Source organism: Burkholderia sp. SIMBA_062 (assembly GCF_046534765.1).
Lineage (GTDB): Bacteria > Pseudomonadota > Gammaproteobacteria > Burkholderiales > Burkholderiaceae > Burkholderia > Burkholderia ambifaria.
In genome coordinates, this window is sequence record NZ_JAWRYD010000203.1 from 1 (window position 1) to 281 (window position 281).

A 281-nucleotide genomic window follows, 5' to 3' on the forward strand; every position below is an offset into this window, starting at 1 on the left:
GTGATGCCGCCATCGCTGCTGCTCACCGCCGTCAAGGTGCCGTTGGCAATCGTCAGGTCGGCATTGGTGAAACCTGTCACCGCCTCGCTGAACGTGATCGTCACCGCAGAGGTTTCGCCAATTTTCAAAGCGTTGTCCGCAACAACGATGGTCGCCGTGGGCAGCACGGTGTCGACCGTGTAGTTGGCCGAACTGGTGGTGCCCGAGCCCGCGTTGCCGGCCAGGTCGGCGACACCAGCGTTGGCCAGGGTAATGACGTTACTGGCATCGCTGACACCAAG

General features: G+C 61.9%; 1 protein-coding gene. It reads right to left on the reverse strand.

Going from position 1 to position 281, the window contains the following annotated elements:
- Window positions 1-281 (reverse strand): Ig-like domain-containing protein (locus tag SB786_RS36045; protein ID WP_410731551.1); only part of this gene is annotated, 281 nt, incomplete at both ends.